This window comes from Pontibacter harenae (genome assembly GCF_020907245.1).
Taxonomy (GTDB): Bacteria; Bacteroidota; Bacteroidia; order Cytophagales; family Hymenobacteraceae; genus Pontibacter; species Pontibacter harenae.
In genome coordinates this window covers 84,766-106,282 of sequence record NZ_JAJJWH010000013.1, presented here as the reverse complement: position 1 = coordinate 106,282, position 21,517 = coordinate 84,766, and the positions used below count along the sequence as shown (strand labels likewise).

The window sequence follows — 21,517 nt, the reverse complement described above, 5'->3', positions numbered from 1 at the left end:
CAATATATTTGAAGCTTTGGTTTTTAATTGTTTAAATTGTTTTAAATGAGCACTATATACCGTGAAATAACGCCTCTTACTCAAAATGATTGCTTTACTATATTTTCAAGGGAAAAGCAAGAGTTTAACTTCCCGTTGCATTACCACGAGGAGTTTGAGTTAAACTTTATTGCCAATGCGGCAGGTACCAAGCGTATTGTTGGTGACCACACAGAAGTAATAGGCGACATGGATTTAGTGCTGGTGGGGAGCAACTTGCCTCATGGATGGTTTACGCACCAATGCAAAAGCAATGAGATTGTGGAGGTAACCCTTCAGTTTCATAGGGACTTGTTTGATGACAAGCTGCTGCGCAGAAACCAGCTTAATTTTATACGGACGCTTTTAGAGCGGGCAAGCAGAGGTATTTCCTTTTCGGATGAGGTCAAAACGACTTTCAGACCCCGTTTGGAGAAGCTTACCCAGATGAGTGGTTTCGATTCGGTGTTGGAGTTAATCTCTATATTACATGATTTGTCTACGTCGCGCAATATGCGTACGCTATCTAATAGCTCTTTTACAGCTGAACACTTTTCCTACAATAGCCGAAGAATTGAGAAAGTATTTGAGTTCATGCAGAACTCGTACGAGAAGGAAATTTCGCTGGCGGATGTAGCAAAGGTTGTAAACATGACGGAGGTATCCTTTAGTAGGTTTATTAAAAAGCGAACAGGAAAGACTTTCATTGAAAGCTTGAACGAGATCAGGCTTGGCCATGCCTCTAGAATGTTGATTGACACAACAGAAACCATATCAGAGATATCTTACAAGTGTGGGTTTAATAACCTTTCGTACTTTAACAGGATTTTTAGAAAGAAAAACGGCTGTACGCCAAAGGAATTTCGCCAAAACTATTCCGGCTCCAGAGTATTTGTTTAAACCACTAAAAGTATTGTGCGGAACAGCAGCCAAACTTGATGTTTAAGCTATCTGCTTGAACTGCAATTACTTCTGTTGTAGTGTCTATAAGTGAGTACTTGTTCAATGTTAAGCTTTTGTGTATAGCTTAATTGAGTGTTTCTGGATAATTTTCTGTAGATTAGGAGCCATTATCATTTAAGCTATCACAGCAACTATGCGATTTACAAGGCTTTTTCCTGTCGTGATATTTCTTTTCTGTTGCTTGTCCCAAGTACTAGCTGCTCCACAGGACCAGTACAGGTTCTCTCTTATCGATGTAAATAACGGGTTGTCGCATAACCAAGTCACAAGTTTTCTTAAAGATAGCAAAGGGTTTATCTGGATTGGTACAGATGCAGGTTTAAACCGATATGATGGTTACAATATCAAGGCTTTTCGGCACGACTCAAAAGATGCTGGATCTATAAGTGGAAACAATGTAAGCAAGCTTTTTGAAGATCCGGCAGGAAATATTCTGGTAAAAGTGATGAATGGTGGCTTCGATGTCTATAATCCGACCACGGAACAGTTTTCTCATGACCAGCATGCCTTCTTGAAACGGTATAGCTTGCCAGTTGGCGAAATTGAGGAGATTGTAAAAGATCGGCAGGGCAACTATTGGTTTGTACAGCCTGGTCAGGGAATAACTAAATATGACCCTAAAGCGCAGACTTCTGTAACGCTCAAGCATAATCCGCACGATCGGAGCTCTATTAGTTCAAACAACATAACAGCCATTGCGCAAAGTTCAGAGGGCTTTTACTGGGTTATGAACCAAAGTGGTGTGTTGGAAAAGCTAAACCAAGTTACCTTAAAGGTTGCTGATAGAATACCTTACCTGGCTGATCAAATCAGTAGCAACAGCATTGCACAAGGTTTGAAGTTAACCATAGATAAAGGCGATGACCTATGGATTTACTCCCCTTTTGATGGCATAGGAGCTTACCACTTTAGCTCATCGAAAAAATCATTCATCCATTTTCACAAAAACTCACCTGCGCACAGCTTAAACAGTAATTTAGTACGCGGTATAGTCGAAGATGCTGAAGGTAATATTTGGCTGGGTACAGACCATGGTGGTATAAATATTATAGATAAGTCGAATTTTAGTGTGCAGTATGTGGTGCACAACCCAGAGGTAAAAAGTAGCCTGGTGCACAATAGTATCAATGCCCTTTATAAAGACAATGAAGGTATAATATGGTTAGGTACTTATAAGAAAGGGGTAAACTATTATCATAAAGATGCGATTCGCTTTCAGCATTTCAAAAACCAGCTTTTGGTTAAGGGGACGTTGCCTTACGATGATGTTAACCGGTTTGTAGAAGACAAAAAAGGGAACTTGTGGATAGGCACAAACGGCGGAGGACTGCTTTACTTTAATCGTGAGACAGGCAAATATACCCGTTACAGGCACAACCCTAAGGACCACAGCAGTATAAGCAGCGATGTTGTTGTAAGCTTACTATTAGATAAAGAGAATACTCTTTGGGTAGGAACCTACCTGGGTGGACTGAATAAATTTGACGGCAAAAAGTTTATCCGTTATACAAGTGAAGCTTCTGATGCGCTTGCTATTTCTGACAATAATGTATGGGAGCTGTTCGAAGATTCTAGAGGCAATATGTGGGTGGGAACGATGCATGGCGGATTGCAGCTCTTTGACAGAAAAATAGAAGCCTTTCACCATTACTTAACAAAAAACAAAGCCAGGGTAAAGGCGGAGTATGTTGCTGCCATTGCCGAAGACCATAAAGGTAACATTTGGATAGGGGGTAACAAAGGTGTTGAGGTGCTGCACAGACAAACAGGTAAGGTTACAGCCTTTGTTAACAGTGCTACAAACACGAACAGCTTAAGCAGTAATAATATTTTTACCATCTTCTGTGACAGCAGGAATAATGTTTGGCTTGGCACCCCCGAAGGTCTTAACCTGTATAATGAGGAGGATCAGTCTTTCAGAGTTTTTACAAAAGAAGATGGCCTGCCGCACAACATCATACTTAATGTAGTTGAAGATAATAGTAACAACCTTTGGGTAAGTACCCCGAATGGAATTTCTCAGCTCATCCTGAGTGGGAAAGATGCGAAATCGTTAATGCTTAAAACAAGAAACTACGATGAGTCGGATGGGCTGCAGAGCAAGTCTTTTAATGAAAATGCAGCTTACAAGACAAAAAAGGGGGAAATTCTTTTCGGTGGACCAAACGGGTTTAATCTGTTTCATCCGCATGATTTGCGCATCAACCAGTCTGTTCCTAAAGTGGTTTTTACAGATTTCCAGTTGTTTAACCAGGGCATCGAAGTGCATCCCAATGGCAAAGGTAAACTGACGAGTGCGATAAACGAGACAGAGTCTATTACGCTGGAGCATGACGAGAATGTGTTTTCGATAGAATTTGCGGCGCTAAACTTCCTGCAGCCAATAAAGAACCAATATAGGTATAAGCTAGAGGGATTTGACAAAGAGTGGCACACTACCGATGGCGCTAACAGGCGTGTAACGTATACTAACCTTGACCCTGGTACTTATCAGTTTAAAGTGATGGCATCGAATAACGACGGGGTTTGGAACAGGGAAGGTGCTACTATGGAGCTAGTGGTGCTGGCGCCTTTCTGGAGAACTTATACAGCTTATTTTATTTACATGCTCACAGCTGTAGGGTTGCTTATACTTATCAGGAAGATAGAGTTGCAGCGTACAAGATCAAAGTTTGTGCTAGAGCAGGAGCGGCGAGAAGCAAAGCAATTGCGCGAACTGGATATGATGAAGCTCAGGTTCTTTACAAACCTGAGCCATGAGTTAAAAACCCCACTTGCCCTTATTTTAGCCCCTCTCGATAAGCTCCTAAACTCTACAACCGAACCAGAGCAGCTTAAGCAGTTCCAGATGATAAACCGCAACGCGAAACGTTTGCTTAACTTGGTGACCCAGTTGCTGGACTTTAGAAAGCTGGAAGTTGAGAAAGTGAGTTTATACCCTTGTGAGGGGAATATTGTAAAGTTTATAAAAGAGTCCGTCAACTCCTTTTCAGAACTTTCGGAGAAAAAGAATATCACGCTTACTTTCCATGCTAACCTAGATGAACTACAGGCGTCTTTCGATATGGACAAGCTGGAAAAGATACTCTTCAACCTGCTTTCCAACGCTTTTAAATTTACGCCCGAGTATGGCAGTATAGATGTGGAGGTGAACTGCCACGACAACGATTCTTCTTCTGAAGGATTGAAAATAGTAGAGCTAAAAGTAAAAGACACTGGTATAGGTATAGCCAAAGAAAAGCAGGAATTAATTTTTGAGCGCTTTTATAAAAACGATGTTCCAAGCAATTTTCTAAACCAAGGGAGTGGCATTGGGCTGGCAATCACAAAAGAGTTTGTGAGAATACACGGTGGCATGATAACAGTAGAAAGTGAACCAGGCAAGGGAAGCTGCTTTACGGTAACCATACCTGTTAAGGAACTTACCTCTTATAAGGAGATAACAGAAGCTGTAGGCTATGAAACTGAAAGTCTAGTGCTAACCAAGGTGCATGCGGAGGAGAAAGATGGAGAAGCTGCTGTGCATGCAGAATCGAAGCCCAACATATTGCTTGTAGAGGATAACGAAGATTTTCGTAGTTATCTGAAAGACAGTCTTGGTGCATTCTATACCATCACAGAAGCGAAAAACGGCAAAGAAGGCTGGCAAAAGGCATTAGCTGGCTTGCCTGATTTGATTGTAAGCGACTTAATGATGCCAGAGCTGAACGGGATAGAGCTTTGCAAAAAAGTTAAAAACGACGCCCGTACCTCGCATATACCTTTTATCTTACTTACAGCCCATACTGCTGAGGAGCAAAAGGTGAAGGGGCTGGATATTGGGGCAAATGACTATATTACGAAACCGTTCAGTTTAGAGCTTTTCCTTTCCCGTATTAGAAATCTGGTTACGCAGCACCAATTGCTGCACAAGGCGCTGGAGAAGAAGATAAGTGTACAGTCAAGTGAAGAGCAGATTGTTTCGTTAGATGATAAACTTGTCCAGAATGCCATCAGGGTAGTGGAGGAAAATTTATCTGATCCTGATTTCTCTGTTGAGCTTATGAGCAAGGAACTGGGCATGAGCAGGGTGCATCTTTATAAGAAGTTGTTGGCCATCACAGGTACTTCCCCCGTGGAATTCATCAGGAAGATAAGGCTACAACACGCTGCACAGTTATTAGAAAAAAGCCAACTGACGGTGGCCGAGGTAGCTTATAAGGTCGGCTTTAACAACCGAAAATATTTTACAAAATATTTCAAAGAAGAATATCAGATTCTGCCATCTGCTTATGCCGAATCTAAGCAGAAACAAACCTCTCTTAACTGATACTTACAATCAGCCACATTACACATCTCTAGACACAGAAACGGCAACAATCGCATTATTTTTACTGCGGTTGTTGCCGTTTCTGTGTTTAGAGATGTAGCGGTTTTAGCAACTTCATAACCTGTACAACATAAGGTGTCGAAGCTTTTAAGGCTCTAATGTGTAGTGCTGGAAAGCCTGAGGGAGCAGTTCTTTTCTCTTGCTCTAGGCTCAGCAAGTTTCATAGTTTACTCATCGCAAAGATCCCATAAATATGGCTTTGCAGGCTATTTAAGGCCATGTTAACAGACAGGTCATACATCTGAAACATTTGATACCCCACTGCTGCTTAACATTTTTATACCTTCGTCGTGTAATTACTTACTCATCTGGTTAAGTGGTTGCTCATAATTCTAAGGCTTATTGTTCATACACGTTTATCTATCTACATGAAATTTAAGAATACTTTTTACCTTCTTTTGTTGGTTGCGCTCTCATCCTTTAGCGGACCTAAAATCAAAAGCTTCCAGAAGCTTGAAGATGGGGTACTGGTAAGACTAGAAAAAGAGGCAGCAGGAGATCCGCAGTATCTCAAGCTTCGGGTTATATCAGATAAAATTATACAGGTGGTAGCTACACCGGCAGCAGAGTTTGAAGATGCGCCGAGCCTGATGGTATTGGACAACTTAAAGGCTGAAGGGCAATGGGATGTGAAGGAAGAGGCAAAAGGCCTTGTGCTGAATACCAAATCTCTTAGAGTAGAGGTGGCCGCTAACACAGGAGAAGTTACCTTTTACGATCGAAACGGCAACCTTGTACTCCAGGAGAACTACAGCAGCAAGAATACTTTTTCGCCAGTAGAACTGCTGAACAACGAAAAAAGCTATAGCCTGCACAAAGCATTCAAAAGCACACCTGATGAAGCACTATACGGTTTAGGGCAGCACCAAACAGGCCTGATGAACTACAAAGGCTGGCAGGTAGACCTGACGCAGTACAACTCTGTGGCGGTGATTCCTTTTTTGGTTTCCAGCAAAAATTACGGCATACTTTGGGACAATAACTCCATCACCAAATTTGGTGATATAAGGCCTTACCAGGAGCTTTCTAAGCTAAAATTGTATACAAAAGACCAGCAGCCTGGTGGCCTAACCGCTACATATGCTTCTGCACCAAACGCAGGCAAAGCACCCATTGTGCGCCAGGAAAAAGAGATCAAATATGAGTTTTTAGAAGATCAGAGTAAATTTCCAGAAGGCTACTCTCTAGAAGGAGGTACTATTACCTGGGAAGGCTTTATAGAGAGTGACGAAACAGGAGAGCATCATTTTGTGATGCCTGGTTCTGGTTATGTGAAAGTGTGGATTGATGGCGAGCTGTTACTGGATAATTGGCGTGAAGCTTGGAATCCAGGCCAGTCTGTTTTTGCCCAGGACCTAGAGAAAGGCGTGAAGCATGCTTTCATAATTGAATGGAACCCAGACGGAGGACAGTCTTTCTTAGCACTGCGCTACCTGACACCTCAAACTGAGCAGGAAAAACAAGTCTATGCTTTTGCTTCTGAGGCAGGAGATGAAATAGATTATTACTTCGTGTATGGCAACAACATGGACGAAGTTGTTAGTGGTTATCGCACCATAACAGGAGATGCGCAGATTATGCCAAAGTGGGCGATGGGCTTCTGGCAAAGCCGTGAGCGCTACAAAACACAGGAAGAGCTCATGAACGCGGTGAAAGAGTTTCGTAAGCGCAACATTCCGCTAGATAACATTGTGCAGGACTGGTCTTATTGGGAAGAGGACCAATGGGGAAGCCAGGAGTTTGATAAATCAAGGTTTCCTGACCCTGAAGGTATGATAAAGGAGCTACATGAAAAGTATAATGTGCATTTCATGATCTCTACATGGCCTAAGTTTTATGAAGGAATAGAGGCTTACAAGCGTTTCGATGAAAAAGGACTGCTATACAAAACAAGTATCAACGAAGGTATCAGAGACTGGATCGGGGAAGGCTATGTCTCTACTTTCTACGACGCCTTTAACCCGGAAGGCAGAAAAATGTTCTGGAACCTACTGGATAAGAAGTTGTACAAGTTAGGTGTAGATGCCTGGTGGCAAGATGCCTCAGAACCAGATATTCTATCTAATTCTTCTATTGAGCACCGCAAGCAGCTGATGAACCCAACCTACCTGGGAGCTGCCGACAAGTACTTTAATGCCTATGTGCTGATGCATAATATGGGCATTTATGAAGGGCAAAGAAATACGAATCCGAATGACAGAGTATTTATACTTACCCGTTCTGCCTTTGCAGGTTTGCAGCGCTACGGTGCCGCAACTTGGAGTGGTGATATTGCCTCTACTTTTCCTGAACTGAGACGTCAGATTCCTGCTGGCTTAAACTTCTCTTTATCGGGCCTGCCTTACTGGACTACCGATATCGGCGGTTTCTTTGTAGAAAACAAGTATGACAGACCAGAACCGCAAGGAGATGCCCTGGAAGAATGGCGCGAATTGAATGCCCGTTGGTACCAGTATGGCACTTTTACGCCGCTTTACCGTGCACACGGTCAGTTTCCGTTCCGCGAGGTGTATAACATTGCGCCAGAAGACCACAAGGCTTACCAATCTATCGTGTATTACAATAAGCTGCGTTACCGTCTAATGCCTTATGTGTATTCTATTACAGGGCAGGTTTACCATAATGACTATACCATTATGCGTCACTTAGCAATGGACTTTGGTCAGGATAAAAACGTGCTGAATATTGGTGATCAGTTTATGTTCGGGCCAAGCTTGCTCATTAACCCTGTATATGAAAGACATGCCACTTCTAGAGAAGTGTACCTGCCAGCTAACACAGGATGGTATAACCTCTACGACGGTACTTACAAGCAGGGTGGCCAAAAGATTACTGCCAGTGCACCTTATGAGCGTATGCCGATTTTTGTAAAAGCAGGGGCTATCCTTCCGTTTGGGCCAGAGATCGAGTACACCACCGAAAAGCCTGCCGATGAAATTACGTTGTATGTGTATGGCGGTAAAGACGGTAAGTTTGAACTTTACGAAGACGAAAACACCAACTATAACTACGAGCAAGGTAAGTTTATCCAAATCCCGATTATTTATAACGAAGCTTCTAAAACGCTTACTATAGGCAAGCAGCAAGGGCAGTATGAGGGTATGCTGAAGAAGAGAACCTTTAACGTAGTGTTTGTAGATCAGAATAACCCCAAAGAGTTACAGTTTGACGCTAAACCTGCCAAAGTAATCAAATACAAGGGTAAAGCAAAATCTGTGAAGCTGCAGTAATACCTGTTTTTTTAATGATGCTACTATTTAAAATTTTAAATTAAACCTAAATTCCATGAGGAAAATCTTACTATTAATCTGGTTGTGCTGCTTAAGCAGCATGGCCTACGCACAGCAATCTGTGAGGGGAAAAGTTACATCAGAAACTGATGGACTAGGCCTTCCGGGTGTAAGTGTGCGTGTAAAAAGTGACCCATCGATAGGTACCATCTCCGATGTGGATGGTAACTTTCAATTAAACGTGCCTTCAGGAGACGTTACCTTACTTTTCTCGTTTACAGGTTTCGAAACGCAGGAAGTACCTTTGAACAACAGAGCTGAAGTAAATGTGGCGCTAGGAGAGGATGTTAAAGCCCTGGAAGAAGTAGTGGTAGTAGGCTACGGCGTACAAAAGAAAAAGCTTGTAACAGGTGCCACTACACAGGTAGCGGGCGAGGACCTGCAAAAGCAAAGTACTACCAATGCCTTGCAAGCCTTACAAGGGCAGGCGCCAGGTGTGCAGATTTCCTCAACTTCTGGCCAGCCTGGCGAAGGCATGAGAGTTGTTGTCCGTGGTTTGGGTACCATAGGCGACTCTGGCCCGCTGTATGTGGTGGACGGGGTGCTAACGGGAGATATTTCCTACCTGAACCCAGCTGACATTCAGTCAATAGATATCTTAAAAGATGCTGCATCTGCAGCCATTTATGGTTCACAGGCTGCAAACGGTGTGGTGCTTATTACTACAAGACAGGGAAAAGCAGGTCAGCCAGCTCAAATCACGTTCGATACATATTATGGCGTGCAGAACGTGGCCAGAACACATGATATGCTAAACTCCCGTGAGTATGCAACGATCATGAACGAAGCTATGGTTAATTCAGGTAGACTGCCACGCTTTACAAATGATGAAATCGCAGCCATGGGTGAAGGCACAAACTGGTTGGATGAAATGTTTGTAGACAATGCCATTACCCAAAACTACTCGCTGGGTGCTCAAGGCTCAAAAGAAGGTTCGGTTTTCTCTACATCGCTTTCTTATACCTCACAAGAAGGTATTGTAGGAGGTAAGGATCTTTCATTTTACGAGCGCTACAACTTCAGAATTAACTCCGAACATAACATTTACAAAGATATTGTAAAGATGGGTGAGCACCTTACGTTTGCTTACATCCAGAACAATGGTATAGGTGTTGGTAACCAGTACAACAACTCTTTAAGAGGTGCTTTTAATACCAGTCCGTTTGTGCCTATGTACGATGCTGATGGTAATTTCTGGGACAACTCAAACGCTGCTTGGGCTGGTGGTGCCGAAGCTAACCCGTATGCCCAAATGGTATACAGCAACCAGAACAGAAGAAACAACCAAAGGCTGCTAGGTGATGTTTACTTAACCATTGAACCTATCAAGAACCTAAGATTCAGAACAAGCCTTGGTATGGATTACTCGGCAGGAGAGAGCCGTTCTTTCACACCAACTTACAGGCTTTCTATCTATGCTTTCAACGATTTTACAAGAGCAAGCCAATCGCTTAACAAAGGCAGGTCAATTCTTTGGGACAACTTGTTAACCTATAACTTCTATGCGGGGCAAGACCATAACTTCGAAGTGATGTTGGGTTCTTCTGCATTCCAAAACGATGGCTCCAGCATTTATGGCAGCAACACGCACCTTACTTTTAACGACTTAGAGCATGCCTGGCTAAACAACGCTACCAACGCAGATGGTGTCAATATTGATTTAAGCGGCGCACCTTACGATATGGACAGAAGGATGTCTTATTTCGGTAGGTTAAACTATAACTACAAAGAAAAGTACCTTTTAAATACCACTTTCCGTGCCGACGGTTCTTCCAGGTTTGCGCCAGGCAACCAGTGGGGCTACTTCCCTTCTGTTTCGGCTGGTTGGGTTGTGTCTGAGGAGGCTTTCATGCAAAATTCGGTGGAATGGCTAAATTACTTTAAGCTAAGAGCTAGCTGGGGACAAGTAGGTAACCAAAGCATTCCTCCGTTCAGATACATGGCGCAGGTCGATTTCCGCAATACTAACTATACATTCGGCCCTGGCGAAGGAGCTTTAGTACCTGGAGATGCACTCTTAACACCTGGTGCGTACCCAAGCAGGCTAAGCAACTTGAACCTGCAGTGGGAAACATCTCAGCAAACCGATATAGGTTTTGATGCCTACCTTTTAAACAACAAATTGACCTTAACTTTCGACTGGTATGATAAGCTAACCAAAGACTGGTTGATTCAAGCTCCTGTTTTGGCTACAGCGGGTGCTCAGCCGCCTTATATCAACGGTGGTAATGTAAGAAACTCGGGTGTGGAACTTGCTATTTCTTATAACGATAACATTGGTGATTTTAACTATTCTGTAGGTCTGAACGGTGCCTATAATAAAAACAAGGTAGGCGAGATTCCAACTGCTGATGGTATTGTACACGGCGATGTAAATCAGCTTTTTGATAACTCCTTAGAATTCTACAGAGCACAGAACGGATTCCCTATTGGTTACTTCTGGGGCTTGGAAACAGCTGGTATTTTCCAGACAGAAGAAGAAGTTAACTCTTATCGTACAGGTGAAGGCAGAATTATTCAGCCAAGTGCACAGCCAGGCGATGTAAGATACGTGGATCAGAACAGCGATGGCGTTATCAATGACCAGGACAGAACCATGATTGGTAATCCGAATCCTGAGTATACTTTCGGTGCGACTTTATCTGCTAACTACAAAGGGTTTGATTTGTCAGTGCTTGCTTCAGGCGTTGCTGGTAACGACATTGTACAGTCTTACCGTAACCAGGCGAACCAATTTGCTAACTTTTCTTCCTCTATTCTAGATCGTTGGTACGGGCCAGGTTCTTCTAACACCATACCGCGTGTAACAGAGGATAACCGTAACTGGACGAACTTCTCAGACCTGTACATACACGATGGCGATTTCCTTAGAATCAGCAACGTGACATTGGGTTACGACTTTGGAAAACTGATCAACAAAGGTTTTGTGAAGCAAGTGAGGTTGTATGCTTCGGTGCAGAACCTGTACACCTTTACCAGATACAACGGTATGGATCCAGAAATTGGTTACTCCATTGGTTTTGCGCAGGGCGTAGATTTAGGCTACTACCCAAGGCCAAGAACAACCATGATTGGTGCAAATATCAGATTCTAAAATTTTTGAATAAGCAAGTATGAAAAAGTTAAATATACTTTTACTCTCATTAGGATTATTGTCATTAGGCTCTTGCGGTGATGAGTTCCTGGATGCAGAACCCATAACTTCTGTAACGGAAGAAAATTTTTACAGAACCCCTGAAGATGCATACAGAGCATTAGTTGGCTGCTACGATGGTTTACAAACAGTTTGGGCAGAAGGAGTGAGCTTTCCTGTTGCGTCTGAAATAATGTCTGATAACGCTTTTGGAGGCACTGGTAACTCCGACGGATTTGGCTACCAAATGCTGGACGAGTTTAACAGGTTGCGTTCACCGTCAGACCAAAACCTTTTTGGTGCTAACTGGAGCGCATACTACAGGGCAATTTATCGCTGTAACATGCTCATTACAAAGCTTGACCAGATAGATTGGGCTGGTAATGAAGAACTGAGAGCCACTTATGAGGCAGAAGCCAGGTTCCTGCGAGCGTTTTTGTACTTCGATATGGTAAGGCTGTGGGGAAATATTCCGTTGCTAACCGAACCAAGTCGTGAAAACATACCACAGTCTTCTCCTGAAGAGGTGTATGCAGTAATAGCTGAAGATTTGGTTTTTGCTGCTGAAAACCTGGAAGATGTGCCTTACACTGCCCAGTCGCCAGCTACTTACGGGCGCGTAACAAAGTGGGCTGCTGAATCTTTGATCGGCCGTGTGTACCTATACTATACTGGATACTACAACCAGCCTGATCTGGCAGGTGTGGTGAACAAAACGCAGGCCTTGGCTTATCTGGAAGATGTTATCGCAAACAGTGGACATGGGCTTGTTGAAAATTTTGCCAGCCTGTGGCCAGCGGCGTCGCTGCAAAACTATGCAGGCGAAGCTAACAAAGAAGTTGTGTTCGCAGTTCGCTACACTTATACAAGCGACTATAATGGCAATACCGATGGTAACCATTGGATGGTAATGCTGGGTATGCGCGAGTTCGCAAGCTACCCTTACGGCAACGGATGGGGCGGAGGAACTGTTAACCCAAGGCTGTGGAATGCCTACAGCGAAGAAGACACACGCAGAGCAGCCTCCATTATCGCTATTGAGGAGGAAGAAATTCCTTTCGAGAACGAGGCTAAGCAAAGAGAGTACACAGGCTATTATATAAAGAAGTATACTCCGATGGTAGACGAAAACGGTAACAGTATACCTGTTAACAGTGGTGCTACTAACTTTATGATCGGCCAGTACCAGGATTTCTTCTCTATCCGCTATGCCGATGTGCTGCTGATGGCTGCTGAACTGGGTAGCCCTAATGCGCAGTCTTACTTCGATATGGTGAGAAGACGTGCTTACCAGGATGATTTTACGCCACTAGCTGTGAACATGGAAAACATCATGGAAGAGCGACGCCTGGAGTTTGCTTTTGAAGGCTTACGTTACTGGGACCTGTTGCGCCAGGGAGTTGATGTTGCCGCCGCTACTATTGCCGAAACGACGACACTGCAAAGTGGTGGCACAGATATTACCAAGACGATCTCTGCCAGCCATATACAGGAAACACGTGGTTTGCAGCAAATACCATTTAATCAGATAACCTTGTCTAATGGTGTTTTGGTACAAAACACTGGTTGGTAAGCATTATCTAATTTAGCAAGAGAATAGGAGCATTGTGCTGAAACAATAGGTGGAATATTTGTACATGCGTTCAAAATCTGACTGTTTCTGCACAGTATTCTATCCAGCCATTTTTAATTTTTATACAGATGAAAAACTTTAAAATACTATGGTATTTACTGCTCATCCCGATGTTTCTGATAACATCTTGTGAGCACGATAGCTACGAGTTGGGCAGAATGCTCGACAAGGATGAAATAAAATTTAGTGTTATACAGGACAGATCTATAGACGAAGGAGGTAACACAGTAATCCTGATAAACGAAACACCAGGAACGGTTGCCATTTGGGACTACGGCACAGGCCGCTCAAATCGCGCCATCGATACCGTAAAGTTTGCCTTTCAGGGTGAATACCAAATTAAGTTATCGGTGATGACAGCGGGTGGCGTGGTACAAATGGATCCTGTAACCATACAGGTAACAGAAGATAACCTGAACTATGTAAACGACCCGCTTTGGACTGCACTTACAGGTGGCGTTGGTGAAGAGAAGACTTGGATACTAGACATCGAAGCAAAGTACTTTGATGGGCCTTTGTACTTCTACGGGACGGAGAATGGCTGGCAGGGAGCCTGCATGAACGAAGGAGGAGACTGCTGGAATTGGAACCCGGTTTATGCTGATAACACCTGGCTGATGCCAAACGGAGATTACGGCACCATGACCTTTAGCCTGAAAGGTGGCCCTTATGTAACTGTTAACCACCTGATGCTGCCATCAAGAGGAACTGAGACTGGTACTTTCTTCCTGGATGTAAACACAAAAACACTGTCACTAACAGATGCAACACCGCTTCATGATGCTAGCCGCGATGGCTGCGTAGACGACTGGGGAAGCATACGCCTTATATCTTTAACAGAAGATGCCATGCAGTTTGCCGTAATGCGTAAAAATAGCTGCGAAGGCGCTGCGCTTTTGGTTTACAACTTTGTGTCGAAAGAATATGCCGACAACTGGGTGCCAGAAGAGCCTGAGGAAACAGGGCCAGACGAAGGATTTGACCCTGAATTTACGCAAGGAGAGCTATTAGCTATGCTTACTGGTGGTCCTTCTTCTGGTAGAGTTTGGACTTTAGATGCAGCAGGCAACCCTGTAGATTGGATTGCCGCTGGCAAAGGCTGGACTACTTCTAGTGGTGACTCCAGAGACTGGGGCTGGAATAACTCTTGGGATGCTGCAGCAGAAGATTCCTGGATTCGTTTCGACCGTTTTGGAGGAACCCAGAACTACACCAGATCTCAGAATGGTGTAACTACCACAGGCACTTTCACCATTAACGAAGAAGAGAATACCATTACACTAAACAACAATACCTTAATTCAGAACCCAGACAGTTGGATGAATCCGACTACCAATACCATAAAAGTTGTAAAGGCTTTCCCTGGTGAGTTCGAAAGCAAAGGAGTCTGGTTTGGCACAAGCTACGATGCTAGTAAAGATGAGTGGCTGGCGTTCCATTATGTAATTCCCTAAGTGAACTTTTATTTGAACTGCACAAACAACTCCACGACTTACTGGAGTTGTTTGTGTTTAGTAAAACTAATTTTACAGCTTTATAATTTATTGAATTTTGCCACTATACTTGGTTTAATTTTCTGTTTTAACGATGTATAAAAACTTCAAAAGAGCCACCGCAAACGGCTATAGGTTTGCCCTTCTGCTTGTAGCCCTATTTGGTTTCTACTCTTGCAAGTCTCTTTTTAATCCCTCTGCAGGCGAAGAGCAGCAGGTGCGCGAAAGAGCCGATTTTACCAAAGGCTGGTCGTTTAACTTAGGCGAGCAGCAGAATGCGCAGAACCCAGAGTTCAACTCATCTGGTTGGCGTACGCTAAACCTGCCGCACGACTGGAGCATAGAAGGTGAGTTTAGTGAGAAAAACCCTGCAGGCGCAGGTGGTGGTGCTTTGCCTGGCGGTATTGGTTGGTACAGAAAAACCTTTACGGTTAGCGAAGAAGAAAAAGGCAAAATCTTTTACATCGATTTTGACGGTGTGTATAGCAACAGCGAAGTTTGGATTAATGGGCAGAGCCTTGGCAAACGGCCAAACGGCTACATCTCGTTCCGCTACGATTTAACGCCACACCTGAAGTATGGCAATGCCGAAAACGTGATTGCCGTAAAAGTGAATAACTCACAGCAGCCGAACTCCCGCTGGTATTCTGGCTCTGGCATCTACCGCAATGTATGGCTCACGAAGGTAAACCCTGTGCACGTGGCGCATTGGGGTACCTATGTAACAACGCCAGAAGTTAGTAAGCAGGCCGCAAAAGTGGCCATCAACACCAAAATAAACAATCGTGCGCAGCAACTGGGGCCTTTCTCCCTCACCAATATTATCTACAATGCTACAGGTGTTGAGGTATCAAGAGTAACATCAGAAGCTATACAACTGAACGGGGAAGAAAACGAGTTTAACCAGGAACTGACGGTGCAGAATCCAGAGCTTTGGTCGGTAGAAGCGCCCAACATGTATAAGGTAGTGACACTGGTTGAGCAGGATGGCAAAGTGGTGGACAATTACGAAACACCGGTGGGCCTGCGCTTTTTTAATTTTGATGCTAAGGAAGGTTTCTCGCTGAACGGGAAGAAAATGAAAATTTTGGGCGTTTGCAACCACCACGATTTAGGTGCGCTGGGAGCAGCCATTAACGTGCGTGCCCTGGAGCGTCAGCTGGAGATTTTGCGTGGCATGGGCGTAAACGGTATCCGTACTTCGCACAACCCGCCTGCGCCAGAACTGTTGGAGCTTTGCGACAAAATGGGCTTTATTGTGATGGACGAGGTGTTTGATATGTGGAAGCAAGAGAAGAGTAAGTTCGATTACAGCCATGTATGGGATGAGTGGCATGCGCAGGACCTGCGTGACTTTATCGTGCGCGACCGCAACCACCCAAGCGTGTTTATCTGGAGCATCGGCAACGAAATTCCTGAGCAGTACAAGCCTGAGGGAACCACCATAGCCAACGAATTGGCGGGTATTGTGACGAGCCTGGACAAAACTAGGCCAATCACAGCTGGTTTGAACGAGCCATACCCACACAACACGATCTACAAATCTGGCGAACTGGATTTAATTGGTTTCAACTATCACCACGAGGATTTTGAGAAGTTTCCAGAAACTTTCCCTGGCCAAAAATTCATTGCTACCGAAACAACATCAGCTTTGGCTACTCGTGGCAGCTACGATATGCCTTCTGACAGTATTCGTCGCTGGCCATACAGGTGGGATTTGCCTTTCAATGATGGTAATGATGATCTGACAGTTTCTGCTTACGATAATGTAAGTGCTCCTTGGGGCTCTACGCACGAAGAAACCTGGAAAGTAATGAAGAAGCACGACTTCTTATCTGGAATGTACATCTGGACAGGTTTCGACTATTTAGGTGAGCCGACGCCTTATGGCTGGCCTGCCCGCAGCTCCTATTTTGGTGTAGTGGATTTGGCTGGTTTTCCGAAAGACACTTACTACATGTATAAGAGTGAGTGGACAGATGAACCAGTGCTACACGTGTTCCCGCACTGGAACTGGGAGCCAGGAAAAACAGTAGATGTATGGGCTTATTATAATAATGCGGACGAAGTAGAACTCTTCCTGAACGGTAAATCGATAGGCACGAAAAAGAAAGAAGGTGATGACCTGCACGTGATGTGGCGACTGCCTTTTCAGCCTGGCACACTTAGAGCGGTTTCTAGGAAAAATGGAAAAGAAGTGCTGACAAAAGAAATTAAAACAGCGGGTGCTCCTGCTAAAATCGTGCTGGAGGCGGATAGAAAAACAATCAACGCTGACGGTAAAGATCTTTCTTTTATAACAGTAAAGGTTGTTGACAAAGACGGAAACTTGGTACCAAAAGCGAATAATCTGGTGAAGTTTAATGTAGAAGGAAATGCCTTTATAGCAGGTGTAGACAATGGACTTCAGACAAGTATGGAGACATTTAAAGCGCAGCAGCGCTCAGCTTTCAATGGTTTAGCCCTGGCTATACTTCAGGCACAAGAGCAAGCTGGAGAGGTAAAGTTAACAGCAACTGCAGAAGGTCTTGAACCTGCTGATATCACCATTACATTGAAATAGTATGGCAAAGGCCACAAGTGTAGCAAAATTACACTTGTGGCCTTTTTAGTTGATAGATAAAGCCGTACTTTGTAATTGAGTTAGCACTCACAAATAATTTTCACTATCACGGTTTTATTAAGAGAATCTTTTTACCACCTATTTCAGCTTTCTCTAAAACTTACAGCAGATAAAATATACAAGAGCTATAGTTTAATAATATGCTAACAAAACAGATTCTATCATTTTCACAGCGAGGAAAAGCGTTTGCGCTTATGGCTTGTCTAGGTTTGGCGACTACTGCCCAGGCTCAGACCAACACCATTCCGCTCAAAGACTTTTCGGCTTTTCAAAATCCTGGTAAAAGCTGGCAAATTGCAGGCGACGTTAACACTGACCTTGCCAAAGAAAATAAACTCAGCACCAGTGGGGGAGAAGGTATTTTAGTGAACACTCCCACCAAAAGAAACAAAGGCAAAGACCTTTTCACCGATTTCGAGCATGGCGACATGGACCTGGAACTTGACTATATGATGGCCAAAGGTTCTAACTCGGGCATTTACCTGCAGGGGCTGTACGAAATTCAGCTGGCAGATAATTGGGGTACGACAGGCCTGTCAGCAAGCAGCAACGGCGGCGTGTACGAACGTTGGGATGAAAGTAGACCGAAAGGGCAGGAGGGTTACCAAGGCTATGCGCCACGCCAGAATGCAGGTCGTGCGCCAGGGTTATGGCAGCACCTGAAAATTTCGTTTCAGGCTCCGCGCTTCGATGCGAGTGGCAACAAAACAGAGAATGCGAAGCTGCTGCGAGTGGAACTGAACGGTGTACCAGTACATGAGAATGTGGAGCTTTTCGGTCCGACACGCGGCGCTGTTTCTACTAAAGAGAAGCCTACAGGACCGCTGCGAATTCAAGGTGATCATGGGGCGGTGGCGTTTCGCAACATCAAAGTGAGCCACTATAACAAACCTCGCCCAGAGCTAAAGAACCTGACGTACACCATTTACGGTGGCCGCTTCGATCAGGAGCCGCAATACGATAGCATTCCTCCCGAAGCAGAAGGCCCGACAGGTATGCTTACCTCTAGTCTCAATGCTAAAGCAAAACAATATCTGATTCGTTACAGAGGCACGTTTGTGGCGAAAGAGCCAGGAGAATATACCTTCAACATCACTACACCAGGTGGTTCGGGTATGGTGCGTGTAAATGGAGAAGAAGCAACACCTATGCGCTACTGGAATGGGGGAGGTTCGGTAAACTTGCCTGCAGGCGAAGTACCGTTCGAGCTACTATACTCTAAGTACATGGATTGGGCGCAGCCAGCGCTGGTGCTACAAGTTTCTGGTCCTGGTTTGCGCGAATTCCTGATCAGCGACAAAGAAGTAGGTTTAGCTGATGTAGTAGATCCTATTCTGGTAGATGTGAAAGAACGTCCTGTACTGCGCAGCTTCATTGATTTGCCTGGTAATAAGCGGGTAACACATGCGGTGTCTGTTGGTAGCCCAACAGACCTGCATTATACTTACGATATGGACCATGGTACCATTGTGCAACTGTGGCGCGGCGGTTTTCTGGATGCTACGCCTATGTGGCACGAGCGCGGCGACGGTTCTTCTAAAGCGCTCGGTTCGGTACAGCACCTGGCTATGCCTGTGCTAACCATCGCGCACCTGGCTTCAGCGCAAGATGCCTGGGCACCAGACACAGCAGGAAGTTCTTTCAAACCGAAAAGCTATCGCCTGAACAAAAAATCTGAGCCTACTTTTAGTTATCAGGTGTACGGTGCAACGGTGCAGGATGCCATTAGCGTGATAGAGAATGGGCAGGGGCTGCGTCGGGAACTGACGGTGCAAAATCCTGCGGCCAATTTGTATGCCCGTTTGGTAGAAGGCGACAAGATTGAAGACGCTGGCAAAGGCATGTATGTAGTAGATGGCAAAGCCTATTATGTGCGGTTAGACGATGCAGCTGGTGCAAAACCAGTTGTGCGTACCTCTGCAGGGCGCCAGGAACTGCTAGTGCCTGTTCGTGAGAAGTTGGTTTATTCTATCCTTTTCTAAATTTAGAAGATTATCAGACATGAAAAATATAAGTAGAAAGTTTGTGCGGAAGGTGCTAATGGCAGGTGTGTTAGTAGCTGGCCTTAGCACAGCAGTAAAGGCGCAGGAGTCGCCGATGGAGGAGGATTTCTTTAAGATTATGCGTGTAAGTTCGCCAGAAGGCACCTTGCTGGAAGTAGGCGGCTTAACGGTTTTGCCAAATGGCGATCTAGGTATTTCTACACGCAGAGGCGATATTTTTATAGTGGAGAATCCAACAAGTGCAAGGCCATTCTTCCGAAAGTTTGCCTCTGGTTTGCACGAAGTGCTGGGTCTGGCCTATAAAGATGGCGCGCTATACTGTGCGCAGCGCGGCGAACTCACTAAACTAACCGATACAGACAACGATGGTAAAGCCGATCTGTTTGAAACGGTGTACGCCTGGCCATTGTCGGGCAACTACCACGAATATAGTTTCGGTCCGAAGTTGGCGCCAGATGGTTCTATGTTCGTCACTACAAATCTCGGCTTCCCAGACCCGTGGTGGCACGCCAAGAGCCTGGCACCGTGGCGCGGTTGGATGCTGCGCATTACGCCAGAGGGGAAAATGGAGCCTTGGGCCACAGGCATGCGCTCGCCAGCTGGTTTGGGTATGATTGATGGAGAAATGTTTTATTCCGAAAATCAAGGCGATTGGGTTGGTTCTGGCGGTATATGGCATGTGAAGCAAGGTGCTTTTACCGTTCATCCAGGAGGTTTGCGTTGGGCTCAGTCTCCACAGTCTCCTGTAAAGCTGAAACAGGAGCAGGTATTTGCTAAAATGGACACACGTGAGGAAGTGGATGCCAACGGTGAACCAGTAAAACCAGAGAACAGGCAGAACGAAGAGTTTGTGACTATGTTCGATATGAAAAAGCAGTTTCCTGAGCTGCAGCTGCCTGCTGTGTGGTTGCCGCATGGTATCTATGGTATTTCAAACTCTGAGATCATCAAAATACCAGAAGGTAATTTTGGTCCTTTTGGTGGACAGCTACTGGTAGGAGATCAGGGGCAGAGTAAAATTATGCGCGTAGTGCTGGAAAAAGTAAACGGAGAATATCAAGGTATAGCCTTCGATTTTCGCAGTGGCTTTCAATCTGGTGTACTGCGTATGGATTGGGCAAAGGACGGCTCTTTGTTTATAGGTGAGACGAATCGTGGCTGGGGCTCGGCAGGTGAAGCAAACGAAGGTTTGCAGCGCCTGGTGTGGAACAACAAAGTACCGTTCGAGATGCGTACGGTTCATGCCATGCCCGATGGTTTTGAAGTAGAGTTCACCACACCTGTTGATAAAAAATCAGCGGAGGACCTGGCTTCATATTCAGTAGAAAGCTTTGTCTATAAATATCACGCAGTTTACGGAAGTCCGCCTGTTAACCGAAAGGATTTAACTATAAAAGGAGTGAAAGTATCGGATGATGGTATGAAAGCACGCATTGTGGTAGATGGCCTGCGTGAAGGCTATATTCACTTAATTAAATTAGATGGTGTTCGTGCAAAAGAAAACTACTACACCTTGGTGCACTCATCAGGCTACTATACCTTGAACAGCATTCCAGCAGGGGAGAAGCTAGTGCTAAAAGATGTCAGTACGCGCAATTCTGCGTTGGAGGCGAAACAGAAAACAGCTGCTACCAATGCAACTACGGCTAAAGCTGCCACTAAAGCAACTGCCGCCGCAAAACCTGTTACTACCAAAGCGAAGGCTGCTCCTGTAAAAGAAGCACTTACTTTTGCCGATGTAAAACCGATTCTGGCTAAAAATACTTGTCTTGCCTGCCATAATCCTGATAAGAAGCAGGTTGGCCCAGCATTCAAAGAAGTGGCGAAGCGAAAGTATACAGATCAGCAGATTGTGGAGCTTATACATGAGCCGAAGCCAGAGAACTGGCCTGGCTATGCTACACCCATGCCACCTATGCCGCAGGTGCCGAAAAGCGATGCGTTGAAAATAGCCGCGTGGATAAATTCGTTGAATTAATTCTTCCACACTAA

9 protein-coding genes are annotated in these 21,517 nt (G+C 44.7%); all 9 read left to right on the top strand.

Features of this window, described 5'->3' with window-relative positions:
• The first annotated feature begins 45 nt into the window (after positions 1 to 45).
• Positions 46 to 918: an AraC family transcriptional regulator gene (locus LN893_RS09105; RefSeq protein WP_229969502.1), complete on the top strand. Its 873-nt coding sequence runs from the start codon at positions 46 to 48 to the stop codon at positions 916 to 918.
• Between the two features lie 244 nt (positions 919 to 1,162).
• The gene (locus LN893_RS09100; RefSeq protein WP_229969501.1) at positions 1,163 to 5,290 is read left to right on the top strand and encodes a hybrid sensor histidine kinase/response regulator transcription factor; all 4,128 of its coding nucleotides are present in this window, start codon (positions 1,163 to 1,165) and stop codon (positions 5,288 to 5,290) included.
• Between the two features lie 428 nt (positions 5,291 to 5,718).
• On the top strand, positions 5,719 to 8,580 hold the full coding sequence (locus tag LN893_RS09095) for a TIM-barrel domain-containing protein (RefSeq protein WP_229969500.1): 2,862 nt from the start codon (positions 5,719 to 5,721) through the stop codon (positions 8,578 to 8,580).
• Positions 8,581 to 8,680: 100 nt separating this feature from the next.
• The gene (locus LN893_RS09090; protein WP_229969499.1) at positions 8,681 to 11,734 is read left to right on the top strand and encodes a SusC/RagA family TonB-linked outer membrane protein; all 3,054 of its coding nucleotides are present in this window, start codon (positions 8,681 to 8,683) and stop codon (positions 11,732 to 11,734) included.
• 19 nt (positions 11,735 to 11,753) lie between these two features.
• A complete protein-coding gene (locus tag LN893_RS09085) occupies positions 11,754 to 13,346 on the top strand; it encodes a RagB/SusD family nutrient uptake outer membrane protein (protein ID WP_229969498.1) in 1,593 nt (530 codons plus the stop codon).
• A 128-nt stretch (positions 13,347 to 13,474) separates the two neighbouring features.
• Complete coding sequence (locus LN893_RS09080; RefSeq protein WP_229969497.1) at positions 13,475 to 14,860, top strand: hypothetical protein; 1,386 nt, start codon at positions 13,475 to 13,477, stop codon at positions 14,858 to 14,860.
• 133 nt (positions 14,861 to 14,993) lie between these two features.
• Positions 14,994 to 17,462: a beta-galactosidase GalB gene (gene galB, locus LN893_RS09075; RefSeq protein WP_229969496.1), complete on the top strand. Its 2,469-nt coding sequence runs from the start codon at positions 14,994 to 14,996 to the stop codon at positions 17,460 to 17,462.
• 254 nt (positions 17,463 to 17,716) lie between these two features.
• Entirely contained in the window at positions 17,717 to 19,504 is a 1,788-nt protein-coding gene (locus tag LN893_RS09070; RefSeq protein WP_229969495.1) for a 3-keto-disaccharide hydrolase, read from the top strand.
• A 19-nt stretch (positions 19,505 to 19,523) separates the two neighbouring features.
• Positions 19,524 to 21,503 (top strand): c-type cytochrome, encoded by a 1,980-nt coding sequence (locus LN893_RS09065; protein WP_439651187.1) that lies wholly within the window; start codon positions 19,524 to 19,526, stop codon positions 21,501 to 21,503.
• Positions 21,504 to 21,517 lie beyond the last annotated feature (14 nt).

What these genes read in the sequence shown, in the direction of transcription:
- LN893_RS09105 (WP_229969502.1), top strand. Translation starts at nt 46, where the DNA reads ATGAGCACTATATACCGTGAAATAACGCCTCTTACTCAAAATGATTGC.
- LN893_RS09095 (WP_229969500.1), top strand. Translation starts at nt 5,719, where the DNA reads ATGAAATTTAAGAATACTTTTTACCTTCTTTTGTTGGTTGCGCTCTCA.
- LN893_RS09090 (WP_229969499.1), top strand. Translation starts at nt 8,681, where the DNA reads ATGGCCTACGCACAGCAATCTGTGAGGGGAAAAGTTACATCAGAAACT.
- LN893_RS09085 (WP_229969498.1), top strand. Translation starts at nt 11,754, where the DNA reads ATGAAAAAGTTAAATATACTTTTACTCTCATTAGGATTATTGTCATTA.
- LN893_RS09080 (WP_229969497.1), top strand. Translation starts at nt 13,475, where the DNA reads ATGAAAAACTTTAAAATACTATGGTATTTACTGCTCATCCCGATGTTT.
- galB (WP_229969496.1), top strand. Translation starts at nt 14,994, where the DNA reads ATGTATAAAAACTTCAAAAGAGCCACCGCAAACGGCTATAGGTTTGCC.
- LN893_RS09070 (WP_229969495.1), top strand. Translation starts at nt 17,717, where the DNA reads ATGGCTTGTCTAGGTTTGGCGACTACTGCCCAGGCTCAGACCAACACC.
- LN893_RS09065 (WP_439651187.1), top strand. Translation starts at nt 19,524, where the DNA reads ATGAAAAATATAAGTAGAAAGTTTGTGCGGAAGGTGCTAATGGCAGGT.